A 21251-nucleotide genomic window follows, 5' to 3' on the forward strand; every position below is an offset into this window, starting at 1 on the left:
CCGTGGCGTCCGCCCCCCAACCGTCCGCTCCGCCCGCGACCCGGACCGAGGACCCCTGGGACGCCGCCCTGCGCCAGTTCCACCGCGCCGCCGATCACCTGGCCCTGCCCCGGGGCATCCGCGACTACCTGGTCACGCCCAACCGCGAACTGGCTGTCGCCTTTCCCGTGCGCATGGACGACGGCTCGGTACAGGTCTTCACCGGCTACCGGGTGCACCACAGCACGGTCCTGGGGCCCACCAAGGGCGGCATCCGCTACAGCCCCCAGGTGGACCTGGCCGAGGTGCGGGCGCTGGCCATGCTGATGACCTGGAAGTGCGCCCTGATGCACCTGCCCTACGGAGGGGCCAAGGGAGGCGTGGCCTGCGACCCGGCGGCCCTGTCCCGGAGCGAGCTCGAACGCCTGACCCGGCGCTACGCCACCGAGATCAGCGTCCTGATGGGTCCTGACGCCGACATCCCCGCCCCCGACGTGGGCACCAACGAGCAGGTCATGGCCTGGATCATGGACACCTTCAGCATGCACCGGGGGCACTCGGTGCCGGCGGTGGTGACCGGCAAGCCGCTGAGCATCGGCGGCTCCGCCGGGCGGCGGGACGCCACCGGCCGGGGCGTCGCCATCGTTGCGCGGGAGGCGGCCGCGCTGGCGGGCCTGCCCCTGGCCGGCAGCCGGGTGGTAGTGCAGGGGTTCGGCAACGTGGGCTCGGTGGCCGCCTGCCTGCTCCACGACCTGGGGTGCCGGGTGGTGGCCGTGAGCGACGTGTTCGGGGGCATCTACAACCCGGCCGGGCTGAACCCGTGGGAGGTCGCCGAGCACGTGCGCCGCACGGGCCGCGTCCAGGGGTTTCCCCGCGCCCGGACCGTCACCAACGAGCAGCTGCTGGAACTGCCCTGCGAGATCCTGGTGCCGGCCGCGGTCGAGGGCCAGATCACCGCCCGCAATGCCGCCCGGGTCCAGGCCCGGATGATCGTGGAGGCCGCCAACGGCCCCACCACCCCCGAGGCCGACCAGATCCTGGACGACCGGGGCGTGCTGGTGGTCCCCGACATCCTGGCCAATGCCGGCGGGGTGACGGTCTCCTACTTCGAGTGGGTCCAGGATCTGCAGTCGTTCTTCTGGAGCGCAGACGAGATCACCCGGCGGCTGGAGCAGGTCATGGTCCAGGCGTTCCACGGAGTCGAACTGCTGGCCCGGGAACGGGGCGTGGACCTGCGCACCGCCGCCCTGATCTACGCCATCGGGCGGGTCGCCGACGCCCTGCTGGCCCGCGGCCTCTACCCGTAACCCCTCCCGCGCGGCCCGGCGCCGTCGGCTGCGCCCGCACGTGCCCAGGCTACCGGGGCGCGAACGCCACCTTGAACGCCCGGGATCGGGCCTTGCCCGACGCCGCCCGCAGGGCCGCCCGGTACTCCTCCAGGGGAAAGTGGTGGGTCACCAGGTGGCCCAGCCGCATCCGGCCCGCCGCCATCCACTCCAGAACCAGCGGGAGGGTGCGCACCCGCCGCCCCTGCCACGTTTCCACGCCGTAGATGTAGCTGCCGGTCACGCGCAGTTCCTTCCACCACACAGGCGTCCAGTCCACCCCCGCCGGGACTGCGGCCAGGCCCAGCAGGACCACCGTGCCGCCGGGCCGGGTCAGCCGGAAGGCGTCGTCGAGGCTGCGGGCGCTGCCCACACACTCCACGGTCAGGTCGGCGCCGCCCAGCAGGACCCGCTTGCCCAGCATGGGACGCCGCAGCACGCCGCCCACCAGGTCGGCCACCTCCGGATAGTGGGCGTCGCCGGGGCCCAGGCGCACCACCCGATCAGCGCCCAGACGGCGGGCGGCCTCCCCCTGGTAGGCATGCTTGACCAGGGCCACGATCCGGGCCGCGCTGCCCAGGGCGCGGAGGGCGGCGATGGCGCACTGGCCGATGATCCCCCCGCCGATGACCAGCACCGTGTCGCGGTCTGACGGAGGGGAGGCCAGCAGGGGGTGAACCGCGCACGCCGCCGGCTCCGCCATCAGCGCGTCTTCATCGGTCAGCCCGTCGGGGACGGGAAAGACCTGCGATCGGTGGGCCACAAATCCCGCGCTCCAGCTGCCGCCGGTGTCCCGGCAGGCGCCGATCATCAGCCCCGGGCTGAGGTGGCCGTCGGCTACCCGTACGCACAGGTTGTAGCGGCCGGCGGCGCAGTACGGGCAGGGCGGGAGGTCCCGGGCGGCGCACGGCAGCGCCGGCTCCACCGTCACCCGCTGCCCGACCGCCAGGCCCTCAACCCGCCGGCCCACCTCCGCCACCGTGCCCACGTTCTCGTGGCCCAGGACGAACGGAAACGACGTGACGGCCGACAGGGCGGGGCTGCTGTCCAGGTGGATGGTGTGCAGGTCGCTGCCGCAGATGCCGCCCAGGCGCACCCGCACCCGCACCCACTCCTCCCCCGGCAGCCGAGGTTCGGGCACCTCCCGGTAGCGCAGGGGCGCCCATGGCCCCCACGCGGCCGAGCGGCGGATGGCGCAGAGGGCGCGGGTGAGGACAAACCGGGCGATGGTGGGATGGAACACCAGGGCGCGCATCAGGGGGTGCGGTGAGCGGGTCCGGCGGGAGGCGCCGGGGGGTCGGGCGCGGGGCGCAGGCCGCGGCCGCTCATCTACGACATGGGGACCTGGCGGATGAAGCCGCGCTCCAGGCGGGTGAAGATGTCGTCCAGGGTGGGCCCGGTGATGGTGAGGCCGTGGTTTTTCAGGCCCACCACCGCCCGCGCCGGGTCCGGCGCCTGGCGGACCACCTCGGCCACCGCGCGGGCGAGCTGGAGGGTCCCGCACGGGTAGTTGATGGTGGTGGAGGTGACGTCTTCCATCCAGGCGTGCACGTGGACGATGGCGCCCACCGAGGGGTGCTCGGTGTAGATCATCCAGTGCTCGATGGCGTCCACCGACACCCGCCGGGGCTTCACGTGGGGCGGGACCGACAGCAGCATCACATGCCGCTGGGGGTCGTAGCCTTTGACCAGCAGGATGTCCCGGCCGATGACCTTCATGTTGGCCTTGTCCACCCCGCTGGCGCTCATCCAGAAACGCCGGGCGTCCTTGCGCACGCTCAGGTTGCCGTACGACAGCCCGCCGATGCCGTACAGGCGCTCGATGTGGCGCAGGTCGCGCTCGTCCAGCAGCTCGTGGATGGGGAAGGGGGCGGGCAGCAGGTTGAGGGCGTCCAGCCGCCGCCCGGCCTCGCTGAGCTGGCGGGTCAGGTCATCGCCCTCCCACAGCCCGGGCTCCAGGTCCGGGTGGAACTCGTTGTCGATCACCAGCTGGGACGACGCCAGCGGGTGCAGGCGCTCGTAGATGTAGTCGAAGTAGTCGTCCCCGGCCAGATCGGGGATGGGGTAGTAGCCCTGTTCCAGGGTGACGAAGTAGGTGTGCAGCGCCTCCCGATCCCGCACCAGGTAGATGCACAAGTTGGCCAGCGACCGCACCAGCAGCGGGTACGCCTGGCGCAGCACGTTGTCCGGCCGCTGGTCGGTGACCGCCACCGACACCACGAAGATGGCCTTGGCGCGGCGCCGGTAGGGCCGCGGCCGGTCCACGGCGATGAAGTTGAAGACCAGCCGCAGGTCCGCCGCCTCGGGGTCGTCGGTGTAGACGTGCCCCCGGCGCTCGAAGGCGGCGCGCAACCCCGCCGCCATCCGCGCCAGCGCCGGATCGCCGTAGTCGCCCACACAGGTGAACAGCATCAGGGTATTAGATACCCACCTCCGGGCCCGCGCTCCTCCCGGGTTCGGAGCCGACTTCTCCTCCCTCCCACCGCGGCCGCCGCAGCCGGACCAGCACGGTGCCGACCACCAGCCCGATCACGTAGCCGTAGGGCAGACCCAGGACCGCCAGGCTGACCAGCAGGGCCGTCGACAAGTCGAGCGGATCGCGCAGGTCCCGCAGCAGGCGCATCAGGGCCAGCGCCTCGAAGGTCAGGATCACCCCCAGCACCGGAAGCGGGAACAGCCGGAGGACGTCGGCAAATCCCCGGCTCCAGAACACGCCCAGCGCCAGGTACAGGGCCCCATAGATGACGACCGAGCCGCCGGTGCGGGCACCGAAGGCGTAGTGGCCGGCCAGGCCGCCCGAGCCATGGCAGGTGGGCACCCCGCCTCCCCACGGGTTGATCAGGTTCATGGCGGCGTAGGTGAGCGCGATCCGACGGACGGTCAGGGGGTGGTCGGGGAAGAAGTCGGCCACCACCTGGCGGGTGGCCAGGACCGAGTTGGCCAGGGACAACGGCAGCTGCGGCAGAGCCAGGACCACAAAGCCGGTGGCGATGTCCCGGGCCGAGGGCACCACCGGCGCGGGCAGGCGGACGGAGACGCCGGACAGGATCTGCCAGGCGTCGGCGCCCCTGATCAGCGCGTATCCCACCCCCAGGCCGATGACCAGCAATGCCGGGGGCCAGCGCCGGTGGCCGAGCAGGGCCACGGTCAGCGCGAACGCCACCGCGGCCAGTACGTACCCCGCCGGGCCGTCGGCGGCGACGTAGCGGCCCAGGGCCAGCGACGCCAGCTGCAGCCCCAGCCCGAACTGGATGCCCCGCACCACGGCCCGGGGAACCAGCCGGGCCACCCACTCCACGGCGCCGGTGGCGGCCAGGACCAGCATCGCCAGACCCACCGCCAGCCCCCCGCCGTAGAGGACCGCCGGAGCCAGCTTCTGGGTGATGACGATCACGGCCATGGCCTTCAGGGGCTGGACCGGCATGGGCAGGCCGTACAGCAGGCCGGTGGCGACCTGCATGAGGCCGAACATGGCGAGGACGGAGGCAGGGTCCAGCCCGGCCGACAGGATCATCCCCGCCAGCAGCGGGAAATCGGTCCCGATGTCGCCGAAGGCACCGGCGACCTCGTTGCGGTCGAAGCGGATGCGGCGCCAGCCCACGTCTTACTCGATTCCCCCGCCCGACGGGGAAACCTGCCGGCCCAGACCTGCCCGATCTACGCAATCTGCGCGATCTCCGCAATCCGAAGGGGAGACATGGCGCAGATCGCGCAGATTGGGCAGATCGCGCAGATTATCCCAGTATTCCCTGGGCGTGGCGGCCGCGGATGAGCCGCCCCTCGGCGAACCGGCTGAGGCGGAACACGGAGACATCCACCGGCGGCTGCTCCCCCACCATCACCGCGGCCAGCGCCTCGCCCACGGCCGGGCTCAGCTTGAACCCGTGGCCGGAGAACCCCGCCGCGACGAACAGACCCTCCACTCCCGGCACGGGCCCCAGCACCGGCTGCCAGTCCGGGGTGATGTCGTAGAGGCTGGCGAAGCCCCCCCGCACCTGGGCCGACCGGGCGGTGGGAAAGCGGCGGGCCCACAGCCGCCCGATGCGCTCGACGAACTCGAAGTCCACGCCCGGAGCGAAAGCGTCCGGCTGCACGATCTGCTCGGCTTCCTCCTCCAGGACGCCCGCCAGCACGGTGTCCCCGGCCTCCGGACGGGCGTACAGGCCCAGGACCATATCCTCCACCACCACCGGGAGCCGCCATCCGGGGGGCGGCGCCAAGTGGACCACCTGCTGGCGGGAGCTCTGGATGGGGATGTCCACCCCGGCGGCGCGCAGCAGATCCGGCGTCCACGGCCCGGCGGCCACGAGGACCGCCGCGGCATCCACCGGGCCCCGGGTGGTCTCCACCCCGCGCACCCGCCCGCCCTCGATCCGCAGCGCCCGGACCGTCACCCCTTCCCACACGTCCGCTCCCGACCGGCGCGCCGCCGCCGCGAACCCGGCCGCGGTGGCATAGCCGTCGGCGAACCCGGAGCCCGGCTCCCAGGCCGCGCCGGCCACATCGTCGGTGGCCAGCTGCGGGAACCGGGCCGCCACCTCGTCCGGGGAGAGGACCTCGGCCTCGATGCCCAGGCGGCGCTGCATGGCGACGATCTCCCGCAACCCGTCCATCTCCCGGTCGGGGGCCAGCAGCAGAAATCCGCAGCGCGTGAAGTCGCACGTCGCGCCGGTGACATCCTCGAAGCGGGCGAAGACCTCCCGGCTGCGGGCGGCCAGGAGGATCAGGGGTTCGTAGGAGTAGTGCAGGCGGATGATGCCGGCGGTTCGGCCGGTGGGGCCGCTGCCCACGGTGCCGCGCTCCACCAGGATCACCCGCCGCCCCCGCCGGGCCAGCTGGAAAGCTGCGCTCGTCCCGGTCACGCCCCCGCCCACAACCACCGCGTCCGCCGTCGCCATGGCCGTCCCCCTCCGCGCCGCCCGCCGGCGCCCGGTTGTCCTCCCCTTTGCCTTTTTCCCTTTTCCCTTTATCTCACCGACGGCGCGTGGTCGCGGCGGGCGGACCTCGACCACAGGCCGACCAGGTAGGCGACATATGCCACCAGGACGATCGCCGCGGTCCCGACCGCCGCCAGCACCACCGCCACCGCGTACCGCACCCACCGCATCATGACGCGCCTCCCCCGTACTCCCGGTACCACGATTCCGAGACTGCCGCCAGGCCCGTCGGCGCCAGCCCTCGCTTGCGCCACCAGGGCTGGCCGTGCTCGCCCGCGATCTCGTGCAGCCGCCGCATGCGCTCCGCCCCCGCCGTGTGCAGCCACCGGCGGCGCTCGGCGCGGTCGGCGATCCGCAGGGCTTCCTCCCACACCGCCCGGCCCCCCAGGAAACCCGACGCCCCCGCGCGGCACGCCACCTCCACCTGGGTGACGAACTCGTCGTACCCGACCCCGCCGCTGAGCAGGACCCAGGGCACCGGCGAGGCGGCGTCCAGCCGACGGCACGCCTCCAGCAGCGCCCCCGCATCCCGCGCGCGCCGGAGGTCGCCCGGGAACTGGACCTTCAGCACATCCACTCCCAGCCCGCCCAGCTCACGCGCGGTGCGCGCCACCAGGTCCGCCCGGTGCGCGGCGAACGTCTCGGGGTCCTCGCCGGCAGCGGGGTACACGATCGGTTCCAGGACGAACGGCAGGTCCCACCGGCGGCAGTCCTCGGCAACCCGGAGGACCACGTCCCGCTGGTGGGCGGCGGCGTCGGTCAGGTCCGGCCGGTAGTACAGCAGGAGCTTCGCCCCCGCAGCGCCCATGCGCCGGATCTTCTCGACGCTCCACCCCTCCAGCAGCCGGGTCATCCTGCCCTGGGGGAGCTCTTCGTACCCGGTCTCCTCCAGGCTCACCAGCAACCCCGTCCGGCCCGGCAGAACGCCGCCGGCGATGGCCTGGGCCGCGCCGTACAGCGGGTCCAGCAGCACTGCGGTGGACACCGGCGCCAGGGCTTCCGCCAGGTCCAGCTTGACCTCCACCAGGGCCCGAGCCTCCACCCGGTCGGGGGACTGCGGGTTCAGCAGCCTCTGCAGGGACCCCCGGTGATCCATGGCGCAGATGGCGAAGATGCCGCCCGGATCGGAGATCTGCTGGAGGCCGCGCACCTTGCCGACGGTCAGCGGTTCCACGGGACCTCCTACGTGGCCAGAGTCCGGATCAGGCTCAGCAACCGCAGGTCCAGCGTCTTCTTGTTGGCCGCCACCTCCGCCAGGGGCGTCGTGTCGATTTCTCCCCGGCGGAGACCGACCATGACCCCGTCTGTCCCCTCCACCAGCAGGTCCACGGCGGCTGCCCCGGTGCGGGTCGCCAGCAGGCGGTCAAAGGCGGTGGGCGCCCCGCCCCGCTGCACGTGGCCCAGGATGGTGGCCCGCAACTCGTATCCCAGCCGCTCCCGGTGCTCGTGGAAATACCGGATCAGGCGCTCGGCGTTGTAGGCGGCCCCCTCGGCCACCACCACCAGCGCGTGAGCCTTGCCCCGCTGCGCCGCCAGGCGGAGGTCCTCCACAATCTGCTCAGGGTGGATCTCGACTTCGGGGATCACCACCGACTCGGCGCCCCCGGCCAGAGCCGTCATCAGGGCCAGGTACCCGCACTGCCGGCCCATCACCTCCACCAGGAAGGCCCGCTGCAGGGCGGACGCGGTGGTCTTGAGCCGGTCCACCGCCTCCAGGGCGATGTTCAGCGCGGTGTCCACGCCGATGGTGATGTCGGCGCCGTAGACGTCATTGTCGATGGTGGATGCCACGCCCACGACCCGCACTCCGGCCCGCGACAGCTCACAGGCGCCGCACTGGGAGCCGCTGCCGCCGATGACCACCAGGGCGTCGATCCGGTGTTCCTCCAGGGTCGCCAGGGCCCGCCGTCGTCCCTCGGGGGTCTGGAACTCGGGGCAACGCGCCGAGTGCAGGATGGTGCCGCCCAGCTGGATGATCCCCCCCACATCGCGGGCGGTGAGGGGCACCACCTCGCCCGCGATGAGGCCGGCGTAGCCGTGGCGGATGCCCACGACCTCCCACCCGGCCACCACCGCCGTCCGCACCACGGCCCGGATGGCGGCGTTCATGCCCGGCGCGTCTCCCCCGCTGGTCAGCACGCCCACCCGCGGCATCGCGTTTCCATCATACCAGGGGATCTGCGCAATCTGCGCGATCTCCGCACTCCTGCATTTCGGCTCCTTCCGCGGGGATCGCGCAGATCGCGGGGACCGCGTGGGTCAGGGTTGGATCAGCCCTTTGCGGATGGCGTAGCGGACCAGGAGGGCCCGGTCGTGGAGGTCGAGCTTCTCCATGATGTGGGCCCGGTGGGTCTGCACGGTCTTGACGCTGATGAACAGGCGCTCGGCGATCTGCTGGTTGGTCAGGCCCTCCGCCAGCAGGACCAGGATCTCCCGCTCCCGCTCGGTCAGGCCGTCGTAGCGGTCCCGCCCTTCCCCGGAGCGCACCCGCTCCAGGTAGTCCTGCACCACGCTCCGGGCCACCGAGGGATACAGGAACGCCTCCCCCCGGGCGGCGGCCCGCACCGCCTCCACCAGATCGGAGGCGGCCGCACGCTTGAGCACGTACCCCGACGCCCCCAGCTGCAGCAGCTGGAAGACGTAGGACTCGTCCTCGTGCATGGTCAGGATGAGCACGGCGGTGTCGGGGCTGATCCGGCGGATCTCCCGGGTGGCCTCCACGCCGTTCATCTGGGGCATGCTGATGTCCATGACCACCACGTGGGGACGCACCCGCCGCACCAGCTCCACCGCTTCCCGGCCGGTGGTGGCCTCGCCCACCACCTCAAAGTCCGGTTCGGCCTCCAGGATCATGCGGATTCCTTCGCGGACGATGGCGTGGTCGTCGGCGATCAGGATCCGGATGGTGGACACCGACTGCGCCGCCTTGGCCATCTTCCTCACCTCGCCGGCCGTGTCCCGCAGGGTGACTGCCCGTACCTGCAACATATGGCGGGATCCGGTCCGGGGCCATCAGGTGCCGGCCGGATTATGGCATCGGTGCCCGAGAGGCCCCTCGGGCGGCCGACCGATGGGCCCAGCCCGGGCGCCCTACAGTACAATATGATGGGTGGTGCCCATGGGCGTCTCCGGCAGTCGCGTGCGGCACTCTCCGTCTCCGGACCTGGCCATCTGTCCCCACTGCGGGGCCATCTTTGTCCCCTCTCCGGGAGGCGCCTGCCCCCGGTGCGGGTATCCCCTCACCGCCGTCCTGGACCGCCGGGCCCTTCCGCGCACGCCTCCACTGCCCGACATCCACCCCCCGCTGCGGCGGGCCGGCTGAGCGGCCTTCCGCTCCCCTCTGCCCCTGCCCGGGCGCCCGAAGACAACCCCCCGCGGGCTGTGTACGATAGGAGATGTGACGGTTTTGACGGGTGCGCTGGCGGTCGGCGTCGGCATCCACCTGGCCCTGACCCTCTTTCTGCTCCTGCGCTATCTGGAGGGCCGTGAGCGGCAGATCGGGTGGTGGGCCGTCGCCTATGCCCTGTTCGCCTCCCACGTGGTGGCCGAAACCCTTCTCACCCTCACCCCCTCCAGCACTCTGGTCGCCATCCGGCACGCTCTGTTCCTGGCGTCGGCGTGGGCCATGGTGCAGAGCTTCCGCCCCGACCGGCGGGTCACGATCCTGGCCGTGGTGGGCATCGCTGCCTCCGCGGTTCTGGCGGAGGCGTCCTGGACCGCCGCCGCGGTGGTGGCGTCGGTGCTGGGCGGGGCCGCGTTTGCGGGCAGCGCCGGCCTGCTGTACGGCCAGGAGCGGGGCCTGCAGACCACCAGCGCCCGGCTGCTGTTCTGGGGGCTGCTGCTGACCGGGATGCTGGCGCTGGTCTACCCCCTGCTGCGACCGCACCCGGTCCTGGCCGGCGTGGGGGCGGGTTTTTCGGGGCTGTTCACCCTGCTGTTCAGCATCGGCATCGTCCTGCTGGCCCTCCAGCGCACCCGGGACCTGGTGACCATGAGCGCCATCGCCGAGTCCCTGAACCGCTCCCTGGACGTCCACAGCGCCGTGAGCCGGGCGCTGGACCTGCTGGTGGACCTGATGCGGCTGAGCAGCGGGTGGATCTACCTGCGCCGCGATGGCGGGTTTGCCATCGCCGCCACCAAGAACCTCCCCCTGGAACTGGCCGCCTCCGACATGGCCGCCATGGAGGGGGACTGCCGCTGCCTGGAGATGCTCCGCAACGAACAGCTGGCCGACGCGGTCACCATCGTGCACTGCGAGAGGCTGGAGCAGGCGGGGTGGGACGCGCCCCGCCACGTCACGGTTCCCCTGCGCACCGCCGGAGGCACCATGGGCGTGATGAACCTGCTCCTGCCCCGGCGGCGCGCCCTGACCAGCCGGGAGCTGGCCACCCTGTCGGCCATCGGCGACCAGATCGGGCTGGCGGCGGAACGCGCCCGGCTGTACGAGGAAGTGCGGGCCAAGGAGGCGATGCGGGGCGAGCTGCTGCAGAAACTCATCACCGCCCAGGAGGAGGAGCGGCGCCGCATCGCCCGGGAGCTCCACGATGAGGCGGGCCAGGCCCTGACCGCCCTCATCCTCAACCTGGAGGTGGCCGAGCGCTCGGCCGCGCCGCCGGAGCAGCAGCGGCTGAGCCGCCTGCGGGGCATCGCCGAGGATACCCTGCGGGAGCTGCGGAAGATGATCTACGACCTGCGCCCCACCATCCTGGACGACCTGGGGCTGGCGGCGGCCATCCGGTGGTACGTGAAGGAGCACGTGGAGCCCCAGGGGCTGCAGGTGGACCTGACCCTGGCCGGGTTGGACGAGCGCATGCCCCACCACATCGAGACGGCCGTCTTCCGCATCGTCCAGGAAGCCCTGACCAACGTGCTCAAGCACGCCGACGCCCGCCGGGCCTGGGTCACCGTGGCGCTGGCCGACGGCCAGGTGCGCCTGTCGGTGACCGACGACGGCCGCGGGTTTGACCCCCAGGCTCTGCCCCGGGCGCGGGACGGCCGGGGGCTGGGGCTGATGGGCATGCAGGAGCGGACGGAACTGCTGGGGGGGACGTGGAAGATCACGTCCCGGCCTCAGGCGGGCACCCGCATCGAGGCCGTCATCCCCGTGGAGGTCCCATCCGATGGCCATTAAGGTTCTGATCGCCGACGACCACGCCATCGTCCGCGAGGGCGTCCGCATGATCCTCGAGCGGGAACAGGACATCGAGGTGGTGGGCGAGGCGGGGGACGGCCAGCAGGCCCTGGAGCTGGTGGAGCGCCTGCGGCCCGACGTGGTGATCATGGACATCAGCATGCCGGGCATGGGCGGCATCGAGGCCACCCACAAAGTCAAAGAGCGCCATCCGGGCGTCGCGGTGCTGGCCCTGACCATGCACGAGGACGAGTCCTACGTCTTCCAGCTGCTGCGGGCGGGGGCCTCGGGCTACGTGCTCAAGCGCGCGGCCGCCTCCGACCTGGTCCAGGCGGTCCGCTCGGCCGCCCGGGGAGAAGCGTTCCTGTATCCCTCGGTCGCCCGCAAGGTGGTGGAGGACTACCTCAAGCGGGTCGAGGCCGGGGAGGAGCGGGACCGCTACGACGGACTGACCGAGCGGGAGAAGGAGATCCTCACCCTCATCGCCCAGGGGCTGTCCAACCAGCAGATCGCCGAGCGCCTGTTCATCAGCATCAAGACGGTGCAGACGCACCGGGCCCACATCCTGGAGAAGCTGGGCCTGCACGACCGCACCGAACTGGTCCGCTACGCCATCCGCAAGGGCCTCATTGAACCCTGAGGCCCCTCGCGCGGGGCCCGTCATCCCCGCCAGGGGCGGGGAGCCTCCGCGGGTCAGCGGCCGGTGGCGATCCGGGTGAGCAGAAAGACGATGTAGCCGTACGTCGCCCAGATGCCGCCCAGGAGGGCCCCCAGCAGGGCCAGGGGCGGGACGGGGTACGGGCTGATGAGGCCCGGCTGGGGGCTGAGGGCCTGCAGGACCTGCCGGCCGGGCCGGACCGCGGGGCGCCACGCGGGGCGCTCCGCGAGGGTCAGGGCCGCCCGCTGCGGAGGCTCGGACACCTCCGCCTCGATCTCCGGGTACGGGCGCCCGGACGGCAGCGCCAGGACCGCTCTCCCGGACGCGTCGGTGGTCACCTCTCCCAGGGGAAGCCAGCCGAAGGCGGTGCGGGCCCGGAAGGCCACGGTGGCGCCTTCCACGGGCTCCCCGGAATCGTCCGTCACCACCGCCGCGACCTGCGGCCGCCCTCCGGGCCCCGACTCCAGGGAGAGGGCGACGCCGGCGGCCGCCCCCGAGGACAGGAGGAGGATCCCCACCACCGCGGCCGCCGCACTAACGGGCCAGCGCATGGGCCACCTCCCCGCCCTGCTCGGTCTCCCGGGTCTCCCACAGGGAGACGATGGGGAACAGCTTGCTGAACACGATGTAGATCAGCAGGAAGCCGGCCACGGCTCCGAAGGTAATCGACCACTCCACCCAGGTGGGCGTGTACACCCCCCACCCCTGGGGCGCCCGCTGGATCGGCAGGAACGGCGACTGGAGCGTGGGGACGATGATCACGTACCGCTTCCACCACGCGCCCACGTTGACCAGCACGGACGCCACAGTCGCCGTGGCGATCGGGCGGGCGCGGCAGAGGGGCAGCAGGGCCACCAGCACCCACAGCGATGCCACCGCGAGCGTCCCGGCGGCAACCGCCCGCAGCACACCGGCGTCCAGCGTCGCCGCCACCGGCGACGGCGGAGCGTAGGCCGCGATCGCCAGCACCCCCGACGCCGCCGCCGCCGCCAGGGCCGGCCGGGGCTGAAGCAGGGGAACCCGGGCCAGGCGGGGGACCAGGGACGCCCGGGGCAGGGTCAGCAGCAGCACCGGGAGCAGCAGCCCGCCCACCTGGGTGAACCAGAACAGCCGGGCAAACGGCCCGCTCAGCACCGCCGCCAGGTAGCCGCGCTCATGGGAGGCCATCTTGAACGCCGGGACCCAGTACTCGTTGAAGGTGAAGTAGGCGTAGATCAGGCCCAGGGCGATCACCAGGTAGCCCATCCGGCGGAAGTGGTCTTCGGTGATGTACTCCTCCAGGCGGTAGGCCCACCGGAAGGCGGCCATGGCGGTGACCACGGCCGCCGCCCCGCTGAACAGCGCCCCGGAGACGAAGTACGGACCGAAGATGGTGCTGTTCCACCCCGCCCGCAGGGTCATGGCCATGATCCAGGACACCACCGTGTGGACCGACACCGCGATGGGGATGATGAGGACGGCCAGGATGCCCATGGCCGCCTCCAGGTGGCGGCGCTGGACCTCGGTGCCGCGCCACCCCAGGGCCAGGGCGGTGTACAGCCTCCGCCGCCACGCCGGCCCCGCCGCGAACCGGTCCCGGAGCAGGGCGATGTCGGGGATCATGGGCACGTACAGGAACAGCGTGCTGCCGGTGAGGTAGGTGGTGATGGACAGGATGTCCCACAGGATGGGCGACTGCAGCCGCCCGTGCAGCACCAGGTTGAGGAGCCGGTCCGGCCGGCCCATATCCACCAGGGGCATCAGGCCCCCCATGAGCAGCGACGCGAAGGTGATGGCCTCGGCCATGCGGGTGATCGGCCGCCGCCACTCGGCTCCGGTGAGGCGCAGGATGGCCGACATCAGCGCGCCGACGTGGCTGACCCCGATGAAGAACACGAAGTTGGTGATGTAGACGCCCCACATGACGTTGTCCCGCAGCCCGGTCACGCCCAGGCCGTAGCGCAGCTGGACGCCGTAGGCGATGAGCCCCCAGAGCGCCACCCCGACCAGAACGCCCATGAGGGCGTAAAAGCCCGGCCCGCCCCCGTGCAGGGAGGCCAGCACGCGGAGCTCCCGGGGCGAGAAGAGATCCCGGCGGCGCATCATCGTCGGGCCTCCCCGGCCGAGGCCGGCTCGGTGGCGGGGGGCGGAGGCGGATACAGGGGGCGCCGGGGCGGCAGGTAGTAGACCCGGGGCTCGGTCCCCAGCTCCTCCAGCAGGCGGTAGCCGGCGTTGGCGGCCACCAGCTCCGACAGGCGCACGGTCTCCCCCTGGGAGTTGGTGACGGCGTCCTCTCCCTGGTCGCCGAAGTAGATGGCGCCCATGGGGCACGCGGCCGCGCACGCCGGCAGCCGGCCCTCGGCGAGCAGGGCCGGGCAGAAGATGCACTTTTCCGTGGTCCCGCGGCGGTGCACCCGGTTCCACTCCATCGCGTAGGGCTCGTCGGGCATGCCGGGGACCTCCGGGTCCACCCAGTTGAAGCTGCGGGCCTGGTACGGGCAGGCGGCCATGCAGAACCGGCAGCCGATGCAGCGGGAGGTGTCCTGCATGACGATCCCGTCCTCCCGCTTCCAGGTGGCCGACACGGGGCACACCTTCACGCACGGCGGATTGTCGCACTGCATGCACGGGCGGGGCAGCCAGTAGGGCGCGCCCAGCTCGTGATCGCGCATCTCGTACACCCGGATCCACTCCTGGCCGCCGGGGAGGAAGTGCATCGCCTGGCAGGCGCGGGTGCACTCCCGGCACCCGTCGCAGCGCGCCAGGTCGATCACCATCACCCACCGGCGTCCCGAGGCCGCCGCCGGCTCCGCCCGCGGTGGCTTCGCGGCGAAGGCCAGGGCCACGCCTCCGCCTGCGGGCACAGCCTCCAGGTGTGCCAGGCTGTGGACCCCCTCCGGCCGGGCCACCAGCGCGGGCACCGCGCCCTTCACGCCGCGGCGCCACCGGGCCAGCGGGGCCACCGCCCGGGAGCCCGACAGGGCGGCCGCCACCGCCGCGAGGGACGTGAGGAACGAGCGTCGCGTCAGGCGCACCTACCGGCCTCCCAGCACCACCAGCTGACCGATCTGGCCGGCGTGGTCCGGCGCGCACCCGGCGGCGGCGCAGCCGTAGTGGTAGATGCCGGGCCGCTGCGCCACAAACCGCACCGTCGCCGTCTCCCCCGGAGGGATCGGGGGGACCACCACGTTCAGGGCCGCCACCACAAAGCCGTGGGCGGCCTCCGGATCCCCGTTGTGGAGCCGCAGGATGACCGTGTCCCCCGCATTCACCACCACAACCGGCGGGACCCAGTGCCGCACGGCGGTCTCCCCCGCCTCCAGGACGTGCAGCCACAGGTCGAACTGGCGCACTTCGGGCACGACCGGGGGTGCCGCCGAGACAGGAGGGCGCGCGGACCGCAGCACCACGTACCCGGACGCCCCGGCCACGACGGCCGCGACGATCACCGCCGACAGCGCCAGCCCCCGGCCGTTCACGGCGCGCCTCCTATCGGACGACAAAGGTGCCCTTCATGCCGGCCTCGTAGTGGCCTTCCACGTGGCACCCGATCTCGAACGTCCCCTTGCGCTGCGGGGTGAACTCCAGCGTCACCGACCGCCCCGGCGCCAGCTCCACCTCCATCAGGGCCTCCGCCTCAATTTCCACCCCTGCAGTCTCCACGGTCACCTCGACGCCCTTGAAGTAGGTGTTCTCCTTGGCCCACTCCTCCAGCTCTTCACCGGCCAGCCCCGCCCGGGGCAGGCTGTACACCATGAACTCGTGCTTCTGCTTGCCGCGGTTCACCAGGACCAGCTCCACCGGCGTGCCCGCGGTCACCGTCACCCGAGAGGGCGTGAAGCTCATCTCGTTGAGCACGACGGTGACCTTCTGGGCCTTGGGGGCTCCCGCCGCGGGGCCGATGGCCGCCAGGGCCAGAGCGATCCCCAGGATCACGACCGTCCTCATCCGCATCCCTCCTCACCTCCATCGGTCTCGTCGTGGACTGCGATCGCGTCAGCGTCGCCCTTCCACCACCACCAGGTGCCCCACCATCCGGTCGTGATCCGGGGCGCAGGTCCCGGTGGCCGGATCGTGGGGCAGGTAACAGCGATACTCGAAGATGCCGGGCCGGTCGGCCGCGAACTCCACGACCTCGGCCGCCCCCCCGTGCAGGGCGCCGGTGCGCACGCCCAGCCCGGCAAACTCCAGGCCGTGGCGGAAGTGGGACAGGTTGAGGACCCGCAGCCGCACCGTGTCGCCCCGCCGCACGACCAGCAGCTGGGGATCGAACAGGTGGCTTTCGGCCGGCCCGCCGATGGCCCCCCGCCCGGTGATCAGCAGCTCCAGGTCCACGCGCGCCGGCGGGGAGCCGCCCGCCGGCGGGGACGCCAGCAGGGTCAGGGCGCTGATTCCCAGGGCGACCAGGGAGATCGCCAGGGAGACCCCCGCCACCACCGACCGCGCCCCCTCCATATCCGTCACTCGGTGACGATCAGGTAGCCGCGCATCTGCTCGTGGTCGGGCGTGCAGTCCCGGGTCGCGGGATTGTGGGGCAGGGCGCACCGGTACACGAACACCCCGGGCCGGTCGGCCACGAACCGCAGGTCGTCGCTGGCGCCGGGAGCCAGCCGCCGGGTCCGCAGACCGTAGCCGGTGATCTCCAGCTGGTGGGCAAAGGCGTCGGGGTTCGCCACGGCCAGGTCGACGGTGTCTCCCACCCGCGCCACCAGCATGGTGGGGTACCAGCGGTGGGCCACCATGCCCTGGCCGGTGAACGTGGCCACCACCATGGACAGCGGCAGGGTGGCGGCCGGACGCGGCGCCGCAGCCCCCTCCAGCCGGGGACTCCGGCCGTAGGCCAGCAGGCTGGTGGCCAGGGCGACGACTGCCACCACGAGGGCGAAGTAGGCGATCCCGTCGGTGCGACCCGCCATATGCCACCTCCGCACCCCAACCCACCGTCAGGGTACGCTCGCGGCGGAGGACGGCACAACGCCCGTCCGGGTAGTCAGCACCCCTACCCGTTCGGGCAGGTCACGCTCGGGCGGAAGGGGCGGCGGGACGGCGGACGGGGTGGCCGGGACGCGCGCGCGCGGGCGGGGGGAGCTCAGCCGGTGACCAGGTACAAAGTGGGGTAGATGAACACCCACACCACGTCCACGAAGTGCCAGTACTTGACGGCCCCCTCCACCGGCCAGTAGTCGTGGGGGCCGTACCGACCCCGGCGCCCGTGCAGGTACACGCCAGCCAGCAACGCGACCCCGCTGGCGACGTGCAGGGCGTGCATGCCCGTCAGGGTGAAGAAGATGGTCCCCACCCGCCGGCCGGGGGGAAAGTGGGCAAAGGCCTGCGCCCACTCCACCCCCACCCCTGCCAGGAACAGCAGGCCCAGGCCGACCGTGGCCAGGGTGTTGCGCGCGAACAGGGACCGGTGCCCCCGGGCGATGGCCGCTTCGGCGCGGTAGGCGGTGAGGCTGCTGGCCAGCAGCACGGCGGTGATGGCCAGCCCCAGGGGCTGGTTGAGGCCCTCGGGCCGCTCCAGGCCCAGCAGGTAGTAGCGGGCGGCCAGCAGGGCGGAAAACAGGAACCCCTCGGACAGCAGGAACAGCCACAGGCCCAGCCGCCGGAGATACAGCCGGCTGTAGCGGGGGCGGGCGGCGACGCGGGTGGCCACGGTCACTCCTCCCCGGGGCGCCACAGATCGGCGACGTGCATGAAGTACCACACGATGAGCGCGGCGTCGGCCAGGTTCAGCAGCACCAGCCACGGCAGCGGATGCGGCACCCGGAACGCCACGGGCACCTCCAGGACGGTGAGCGCCAGCAGGGCGCCCAGCACCCGCGTGCCCACCCGCAGGCGCGCGGCCAGTTCAGAGTCCATGGGCCCTCCCCTCCCCGGATCCGCCGGCGGCGGCCATCACAGCGTGCACGGCCCCCGGCACCCCGTAGCCGTAGGGATCCCCCACCACCTGGGGCGGGTGGGGGAAGTTGCCTTCGGGGGGAGGCGACGGCACCTGCCACTCCAGCGTCCGCGCCCCCCAGGGGTTGGCCGCGGCCCGAGGCCCGCGAAGCCAGCTGCGCACCACGTTGAACAGGAACACCAGGATGCTGGCCCCCAGCAGGCCCGCCATGACCGAAATCCACAGGTTCACCCCGGCCAGGGACGCCGGGTAGTCGGCGATGCGCCGGTTCATCCCGTGCACGCCCGCCCAGAACATGGGCAGGAACGTGGCGTTGTAGGCCAGGAACATCCACCCGAAGTGCACCCGGCCCAGCCGCTCGTCATACATCCGCCCGGTCACCTTGGGGAACCAGTAGTACAGGCCGCTGAAGAGGGCGAAGATCATCCCGCCCACGATGGTGTAGTGGAAGTGGCCGACCACGAAGTAGGTGTCCTGCAGGTGCAGATCGGTGGGGACGTCGGCGTTGAAGATGCCGGTCACGCCCCCGATCAGGAAGTTGAACAGGAACCCCAGGGCGAAGAGCATCGGGGTGCGCAGCCACAGCCGGCCCATCCACAGGGTCCCCAGGGCGGCCAGGAACACGAGCCCCGTGGGGATGGAGATGAGCTCGGTGGTGGCCATGAAGGGGCCCAGCAGCGACTCCCGCATGCCGCTGGTGTAGAGGTGGTGCGCCCACACCACGAAGCTCAGCCCCACGATGCCCAGGAACCCTCCCACCACCCAGGGGTAGGCGTACAGGGGCTTGCGGGAGAAGTGGGTCAGCACCTCCAGGGCGACGCCGAAGGCGGGCAGGATCATGATGTAGACCGCCGGGTGGGAGTAGAACCAGAAGATGTGCTGGTACAGGAGGGGCATGCCTCCCCGGGCCGGGGCGAAGAACGCCATCCCCGCCTCCCGGTCCAGCAGGACCATCAGCAGCGCCGCCGCCAGGTACTGGGTGGCGGTGACGCTGATCAGCGACGCGGCGAACACCGACCACACGAAGATCGGCAGCCGCCGCCAGGACATGCCGGGAGCCCGCAGCCCCACGATGGTGGCCAGGAAATTGATCCCGCCCAGGATGGAGGACAGCCCGAAGGTGATCACCGCCAGGTTGAACAGGACCTGGCCGCTGGCGTTGACCACGCTGAGGGGCGGGTAGGCCGTCCACCCGGTGTCGAATCCGCCGGCCAAGGGCGTGGCCACCAGCAGCACCGCCACCGGCGGCACCAGCCAGTAACTGAGGGCGTTGAGCCGGGGGAAGGCCATGTCCTCGGCGCCGATCATCAGCGGCACCAGGTAGTTGCCGAAGCCGCCCAGGAGGGTGGCCACCGCCACGGCGATCATGATGATGCCGTGCAGGCTCATCAGGTGGGTGTAGGCGGCGGCTCCCATCACCGTCGGCCCGGGGGCGGCCAGCTCCACCCGCATCACCAGCGCCATCGCGCCCGCCACCACGAACAGCGCCACGAAGGTGACCAGGTACTGCACCCCGATCACCTTGTGGTCGGTGGTGAACCGGACGTAGCGCCGCCACGTGTGGTCGGGCTCGTGGCGCACCGGCAGCCCCACCCACCCCCGGGCCCAGGCCTCCCACAGACCGACGCCCAGCAGCCAGCCGGCCAGCCCGATCACGTAGCCGACGGTCACCCAGACCTCGGCCCGCGGGGGGCGCCCCACGGCCCACCCGGCCGCCAGCGTCGCCCCGGCGCCCAGCGCGAAACCGACCAGCCCCCACCCGATCCCGCGCGCGATCATGCGCACAGCCCGCTCACCTCGTGCCCCCTGCCCCCGCCTCCGCCGCCTACGGGGACCGGGCGCTCTCCGCCCACTCGCGAAACGCCTCCGGGTCCACCACCCGGACCGGCGAGGCCATCAGGTGGTGGCCCAGGCCGCACAGCTCGGCGCACTGGACCCGGAAGTTCACGTCGGCGGCCCGGTCGCCGACCCGGGTGGGCGTCACGTACACCGTCGTCACCATGCCGGGCACCGCGTCCACCTTCACCCGGAACGCCGGGATCCAGAACGAGTGGACCACGTCGGCGGCAGTCACCTCGAACCGCACTCGCCGGCCCACCGGCAGGACCAGCTCCCGGCTGGTGACGCCCGCGTCGGGATAGACGAACCGCCACACCCACCGGGAACCCTCCACCCGCACCACCAGGTCCGCATGGCGATCGGCGCGCAGCTCGGCCAGACCCCGCAGGCCGGGGTTGAAGATGACGTAGACGGCCAGGCCGCCCGTGACCGCCAGCCAGATCCACGGCACCGCCGAGCGCCCCCGCAGCGGGGGGCCGTCGTCGGGAGGTTCCCCGCGGCCGCGGAACGCCACCACCGAGTACGCGAGGGCGGCCAGCACGAACGTGAACACCGGGACCGCCAGCAGGAGGAGAAAGCGGAAGGCGTCGTCGATGATGCGGGCCTCCCGGGCGGCCGCCACCGGCAGCAGGTGGGCGCGTCCCGCCGCCAGCAGGCCCAGGACGGTCAGGACGCCCCACAGCACGGCCACCGCGCCCGCGTGCCGCGCCACCGGCCTCACCCCGCCTTCGCCATCCGGCCGCCCGCGGCCGGCACCCGCAGGAGGAACAGGCAGCGGGGATCGCCCCGCAGCAGGGACTCCCGCTGTTCCACCTCGGCGCGGGACAGCCGGGCCAGCAGGCGCCGGGCGATCTCACAGCACGCCGGGGACTCCCGGGCCGCCGGCAGCAACGGACAGCGCCGCAGGCTCACCTCGTAGCCGTCGGGGGCGATGCGGACCTGCGAGCGCCCCTCGCCGTCGAAGAGCACGGAAACGGCCGCGCGGATGCGGGCGCCGGGGTCGGGGATCTGCTCGATGGCCCGGTACTCGCTCTCCAGCGCCCCCACCACGCCGTCCACGACCTCCGCGGCGCGGTCCGGCCCCAGGGACTCCACCACGCGCAACAGCACGCCCAGAAATCTGGACGGATCGGCCGGGCCCGCGGAGGGTTCGGCGCGGCGGTAGGCGAACGCCGGCCGTCCGGGGCGGCCCCGGACGGCCATCTTCTCGACCAGGCCCTCCCGTTCCAGGGACGCCAGGTGCTGGCGCAGGGCGGACGGCGACAGCCCGACCGCCGTGGCCAGTTCGCGGACGGTACGGCCGCCGGCGGACGGCAGGCGCCGGAGGATGTCGTCTTTGGCAGCCACCGCCCGGAGAACACGGGCGCGGGGTCGCGGGCGGTTGGCGGACGGGACAGCCGTCATATCGTTTCAACGGTTTCAACGAATACTGCCAAAGACGTTAGCCGGCTGTCAGGCCCGGGGCCAATCGGGCGAAGGCTGTATTTTTCAGTTGTTGAGA

24 protein-coding genes are annotated in these 21251 nt (G+C 72.3%); 4 read left to right on the forward strand and 20 right to left on the reverse strand.

All coding sequences use genetic code 11. The features are described from left to right. Nucleotides 1-2 precede the first annotated feature (2 nt). On the forward strand, nt 3-1286 hold the full coding sequence (locus RB150_03750; protein MDQ7819654.1) for a Glu/Leu/Phe/Val dehydrogenase: 1284 nt from the start codon (nt 3-5) through the stop codon (nt 1284-1286). Between the two features lie 49 nt (nt 1287-1335). On the opposite strand, the gene RB150_03755 is transcribed toward RB150_03750, so the two are convergent. The 8 genes from RB150_03755 to RB150_03790 all read right to left on the reverse strand — a co-directional run bounded on the left by RB150_03755 (nt 1336) and on the right by RB150_03790 (nt 9175). Continuing rightward, nucleotides 1336-2559, reverse strand: coding sequence for an alcohol dehydrogenase catalytic domain-containing protein (locus RB150_03755; GenBank protein ID MDQ7819655.1), 1224 nt, complete (start codon nt 2557-2559; stop codon nt 1336-1338). A gap of 74 nt (nt 2560-2633) precedes the next feature. After that, nucleotides 2634-3716 (reverse strand): class II aldolase/adducin family protein, encoded by a 1083-nt coding sequence (locus RB150_03760; protein ID MDQ7819656.1) that lies wholly within the window; start codon nt 3714-3716, stop codon nt 2634-2636. A gap of 7 nt (nt 3717-3723) precedes the next feature. Further along, nucleotides 3724-4905: a putative sulfate/molybdate transporter gene (locus RB150_03765; protein MDQ7819657.1), complete on the reverse strand. Its 1182-nt coding sequence runs from the start codon at nt 4903-4905 to the stop codon at nt 3724-3726. 133 nt (nt 4906-5038) lie between these two features. Next, nucleotides 5039-6202 (reverse strand): FAD-binding oxidoreductase, encoded by a 1164-nt coding sequence (locus tag RB150_03770; protein ID MDQ7819658.1) that lies wholly within the window; start codon nt 6200-6202, stop codon nt 5039-5041. Between the two features lie 68 nt (nt 6203-6270). After that, complete coding sequence (locus RB150_03775) at nt 6271-6414, reverse strand: hypothetical protein (protein MDQ7819659.1); 144 nt, start codon at nt 6412-6414, stop codon at nt 6271-6273. Then, nucleotides 6411-7415, reverse strand: coding sequence for a tagatose 1,6-diphosphate aldolase (locus tag RB150_03780; protein ID MDQ7819660.1), 1005 nt, complete (start codon nt 7413-7415; stop codon nt 6411-6413). The genes RB150_03775 and RB150_03780 overlap by 4 nt, the downstream gene beginning before the upstream one ends. An 8-nt stretch (nt 7416-7423) precedes the next feature. Beyond that, nucleotides 7424-8395 (reverse strand): 6-phosphofructokinase, encoded by a 972-nt coding sequence (gene pfkA, locus RB150_03785; GenBank protein MDQ7819661.1) that lies wholly within the window; start codon nt 8393-8395, stop codon nt 7424-7426. A 105-nt stretch (nt 8396-8500) separates the two neighbouring features. Beyond that, complete coding sequence (locus tag RB150_03790; GenBank protein MDQ7819662.1) at nt 8501-9175, reverse strand: response regulator transcription factor; 675 nt, start codon at nt 9173-9175, stop codon at nt 8501-8503. A gap of 184 nt (nt 9176-9359) precedes the next feature. Here RB150_03790 and RB150_03795 point away from each other — a divergent pair, with 184 nt between their 5' ends. The 3 genes from RB150_03795 to RB150_03805 all read left to right on the forward strand — a co-directional run bounded on the left by RB150_03795 (nt 9360) and on the right by RB150_03805 (nt 12012). Then, nucleotides 9360-9563: a hypothetical protein gene (locus RB150_03795; GenBank protein ID MDQ7819663.1), complete on the forward strand. Its 204-nt coding sequence runs from the start codon at nt 9360-9362 to the stop codon at nt 9561-9563. A gap of 75 nt (nt 9564-9638) precedes the next feature. Next, entirely contained in the window at nt 9639-11372 is a 1734-nt protein-coding gene (locus RB150_03800; protein MDQ7819664.1) for a GAF domain-containing sensor histidine kinase, read from the forward strand. After that, nucleotides 11362-12012, forward strand: coding sequence for a response regulator transcription factor (locus RB150_03805; protein MDQ7819665.1), 651 nt, complete (start codon nt 11362-11364; stop codon nt 12010-12012). The genes RB150_03800 and RB150_03805 overlap by 11 nt, the downstream gene beginning before the upstream one ends. 53 nt (nt 12013-12065) lie before the next feature. Here the strand turns inward: RB150_03805 and RB150_03810 are convergent, their stop codons facing one another. The 12 genes from RB150_03810 to RB150_03865 form a co-directional block, all read right to left on the reverse strand. Beyond that, entirely contained in the window at nt 12066-12581 is a 516-nt protein-coding gene (locus RB150_03810) for a hypothetical protein (protein ID MDQ7819666.1), read from the reverse strand. Continuing rightward, nucleotides 12565-14115 carry an NrfD/PsrC family molybdoenzyme membrane anchor subunit gene (nrfD, locus tag RB150_03815; protein MDQ7819667.1) on the reverse strand — a complete coding sequence of 517 codons (1551 nt, stop codon included), beginning with the start codon at nt 14113-14115 and terminating at the stop codon, nt 12565-12567. The genes RB150_03810 and nrfD overlap by 17 nt, the downstream gene beginning before the upstream one ends. Then, the gene (locus RB150_03820) at nt 14112-15044 is read right to left on the reverse strand and encodes a 4Fe-4S dicluster domain-containing protein (GenBank protein MDQ7819668.1); all 933 of its coding nucleotides are present in this window, start codon (nt 15042-15044) and stop codon (nt 14112-14114) included. Before RB150_03820 ends, nrfD begins: the two co-directional genes overlap by 4 nt. Further along, nucleotides 15045-15488, reverse strand: a complete 444-nt coding sequence (locus RB150_03825) for a hypothetical protein (GenBank protein ID MDQ7819669.1) — start codon at nt 15486-15488, stop codon at nt 15045-15047. It abuts the gene before it with no gap. A 10-nt stretch (nt 15489-15498) separates the two neighbouring features. Then, nucleotides 15499-15957: a cupredoxin domain-containing protein gene (locus tag RB150_03830; protein ID MDQ7819670.1), complete on the reverse strand. Its 459-nt coding sequence runs from the start codon at nt 15955-15957 to the stop codon at nt 15499-15501. Between the two features lie 48 nt (nt 15958-16005). Beyond that, nucleotides 16006-16464, reverse strand: coding sequence for a hypothetical protein (locus tag RB150_03835; GenBank protein MDQ7819671.1), 459 nt, complete (start codon nt 16462-16464; stop codon nt 16006-16008). A 5-nt stretch (nt 16465-16469) separates the two neighbouring features. Then, nucleotides 16470-16925 carry a hypothetical protein gene (locus RB150_03840; GenBank protein MDQ7819672.1) on the reverse strand — a complete coding sequence of 152 codons (456 nt, stop codon included), beginning with the start codon at nt 16923-16925 and terminating at the stop codon, nt 16470-16472. Nucleotides 16926-17098: 173 nt separating this feature from the next. Next, nucleotides 17099-17665: a cytochrome c oxidase subunit 3 gene (locus RB150_03845; protein MDQ7819673.1), complete on the reverse strand. Its 567-nt coding sequence runs from the start codon at nt 17663-17665 to the stop codon at nt 17099-17101. Between the two features lie 2 nt (nt 17666-17667). Continuing rightward, nucleotides 17668-17871 carry a cytochrome C oxidase subunit IV family protein gene (locus tag RB150_03850; GenBank protein MDQ7819674.1) on the reverse strand — a complete coding sequence of 68 codons (204 nt, stop codon included), beginning with the start codon at nt 17869-17871 and terminating at the stop codon, nt 17668-17670. Next, nucleotides 17861-19690 (reverse strand): cbb3-type cytochrome c oxidase subunit I, encoded by a 1830-nt coding sequence (locus RB150_03855; protein MDQ7819675.1) that lies wholly within the window; start codon nt 19688-19690, stop codon nt 17861-17863. The genes RB150_03850 and RB150_03855 overlap by 11 nt, the downstream gene beginning before the upstream one ends. Before the next feature lie 46 nt (nt 19691-19736). Continuing rightward, entirely contained in the window at nt 19737-20462 is a 726-nt protein-coding gene (locus RB150_03860; GenBank protein ID MDQ7819676.1) for a cytochrome c oxidase subunit II, read from the reverse strand. Nucleotides 20463-20467: 5 nt separating this feature from the next. Further along, on the reverse strand, nt 20468-21097 hold the full coding sequence (locus RB150_03865; protein ID MDQ7819677.1) for an ArsR family transcriptional regulator: 630 nt from the start codon (nt 21095-21097) through the stop codon (nt 20468-20470). Nucleotides 21098-21251: the final 154 nt, after the last annotated feature.

Source organism: Armatimonadota bacterium, from assembly GCA_031081675.1.
GTDB lineage: Bacteria > Sysuimicrobiota > Sysuimicrobiia > Sysuimicrobiales > Kaftiobacteriaceae > Calidihabitans > Calidihabitans tengchongensis.

Coding starts and splice junctions, on each gene's coding strand:
- RB150_03755 (MDQ7819655.1), bottom strand. CDS start 2,559: ATGCGCGCCCTGGTGTTCCATCCCACCATCGCCCGGTTTGTCCTCACC.
- RB150_03760 (MDQ7819656.1), bottom strand. CDS start 3,716: ATGCTGTTCACCTGTGTGGGCGACTACGGCGATCCGGCGCTGGCGCGG.
- RB150_03770 (MDQ7819658.1), bottom strand. CDS start 6,202: ATGGCGACGGCGGACGCGGTGGTTGTGGGCGGGGGCGTGACCGGGACG.
- RB150_03775 (MDQ7819659.1), bottom strand. CDS start 6,414: ATGATGCGGTGGGTGCGGTACGCGGTGGCGGTGGTGCTGGCGGCGGTC.
- pfkA (MDQ7819661.1), bottom strand. CDS start 8,395: ATGCCGCGGGTGGGCGTGCTGACCAGCGGGGGAGACGCGCCGGGCATG.
- RB150_03790 (MDQ7819662.1), bottom strand. CDS start 9,175: ATGGCCAAGGCGGCGCAGTCGGTGTCCACCATCCGGATCCTGATCGCC.
- RB150_03795 (MDQ7819663.1), top strand. CDS start 9,360: ATGGGCGTCTCCGGCAGTCGCGTGCGGCACTCTCCGTCTCCGGACCTG.
- RB150_03805 (MDQ7819665.1), top strand. CDS start 11,362: ATGGCCATTAAGGTTCTGATCGCCGACGACCACGCCATCGTCCGCGAG.
- RB150_03810 (MDQ7819666.1), bottom strand. CDS start 12,581: ATGCGCTGGCCCGTTAGTGCGGCGGCCGCGGTGGTGGGGATCCTCCTC.
- nrfD (MDQ7819667.1), bottom strand. CDS start 14,115: ATGATGCGCCGCCGGGATCTCTTCTCGCCCCGGGAGCTCCGCGTGCTG.
- RB150_03830 (MDQ7819670.1), bottom strand. CDS start 15,957: ATGAGGACGGTCGTGATCCTGGGGATCGCTCTGGCCCTGGCGGCCATC.
- RB150_03835 (MDQ7819671.1), bottom strand. CDS start 16,464: ATGGAGGGGGCGCGGTCGGTGGTGGCGGGGGTCTCCCTGGCGATCTCC.
- RB150_03840 (MDQ7819672.1), bottom strand. CDS start 16,925: ATGGCGGGTCGCACCGACGGGATCGCCTACTTCGCCCTCGTGGTGGCA.
- RB150_03850 (MDQ7819674.1), bottom strand. CDS start 17,871: ATGGACTCTGAACTGGCCGCGCGCCTGCGGGTGGGCACGCGGGTGCTG.
- RB150_03855 (MDQ7819675.1), bottom strand. CDS start 19,690: ATGATCGCGCGCGGGATCGGGTGGGGGCTGGTCGGTTTCGCGCTGGGC.